Genomic DNA, 1,457 nt, shown 5'->3' with positions numbered 1-1,457 from the left:
TTTTGCATCACTTAACAGGTGAAAATGAAAAAGTAAATGAAGACTGCCGTTAGGCAGTTTCAGACGGTTTGAAGTCAAAGTATGAATTATTCAGGAAAGATGTAGTTTCTAAAATGTATTCTATCAACCGCAATACCTTAACAGGTTGGTTAAGTGACATGCGGAACCATCCTAAATTCAGTCACGGTGTACTCAACCCATCGCACAGAATTGTATTAATTAACTTAGACGTGTTTGAAGATTACTTGCGCTGGTTAGATGCAAATCGGTATAAAAGATAAACTCCATAGAAGTTTGCATCTTAATCCCAGGCACATTTTTCAGGTGAAGTATAGCTTCAGGATTAAAAAATAACCTCGTCGCTTTAACTCGACAAGGTTATTTAGCCTGCACTTCAATTACTTCTTTCCCAACTTCGACATGCACTTTGCTTTCTCCTTTTTCGTCGTGCACTTCTTCTTCCGTATTGTTCCATATTACTTTTTTTATACTAGTTCTTTTTCTTCTCGAGAATTGATTGTTAAGAGACTTAGTATGTAAAGTTGTAGGCACAAAATAATCCATCCGGTAATCTTTCCTCAAGCCTAATATTGTTGCTTCTTTTTCATCTTCTTTATAAAACACAATATCTAACTTCATTGAATTAGGTTTCATATCTCTTGTCATAATACATACTTTTTGGCTTGTATGAATAAAAATTTCATGGAGGAAGTTATAGTTTTCCATTCTTTTACGTGCTTCGGGGAATCTGTGATGTTTCCGAGTAGATTCAAGTGTGATCTTCTCACCTTCAACCAATTTAATAATTTTTCCTGCACCCATTTTGCTACTCAGTATTTTATCCCATCCTAGCAAATGAGGCAGTTGCTTAGGCTCAAAGAAAACATCAAATGATTCTAGAAGTTTATAATTCGTTTCAAAAGTTACCAGATTACCACAGAAGTGTTTCTTATAATCTTCTAGTAGATTGTAATAATTTATGTCGGAAAGACCTCTTATTTTTAATAGAGGAGTAACCGATATCTGATTCGCCTGATCCAAACTGCAGTTCTCCTCCAATCAAAAATAACAAAAGCTCTGCAGAAGCAGAGCTCATCTATGTATATGGGTACGGACAGGTACAAGTCTCCTGCCGGGACTAGTGAGCAGATATTTTGGCCTCTGTCGGGCAATGTAGCGTACCTCCAACTACATCCTGAGTGGCATAATACTCAGCTTTCTAGCGCTAGACGAGAATAGACGACAAACACAACCGACAAGGCAAGGCGGTGGTTAATTTGTCTCTTTAATAGAGAAAGGCTCTTAACCTTTCATGCACATTATAGTTCTCCGAGTAGACATTTGTCAAATATGAACTTCAAAATGTATGCGTCAAGTTTTCCTCGGTAACCTTTATTCTAAATGACCCTTAATATAAATGCGGTTATTTGTTTCTATTCATTTAACTAAATGAAAGG

Annotated in this window: 1 protein-coding gene; it reads right to left on the bottom strand. The window is 36.4% G+C overall.

The window, feature by feature from the left end; all coding sequences use genetic code 11:
* Nucleotides 1-378: 378 nt before the first annotated feature.
* Entirely contained in the window at nt 379-1,041 is a 663-nt protein-coding gene (locus G470_RS13585; protein ID WP_051258569.1) for a PBECR4 domain-containing protein, read from the bottom strand.
* Between the last annotated feature and the right edge of the window lie 416 nt (nt 1,042-1,457).

The sequence above is a fragment of the Atopococcus tabaci DSM 17538 genome, assembly GCF_000429585.1.
Taxonomy (GTDB): domain Bacteria; phylum Bacillota; class Bacilli; order Lactobacillales; family Carnobacteriaceae_A; genus Atopococcus; species Atopococcus tabaci.
The sequence above is the reverse complement of the archived record's forward strand: the minus strand, read 5'-3'. Positions and strand labels throughout refer to the sequence as shown.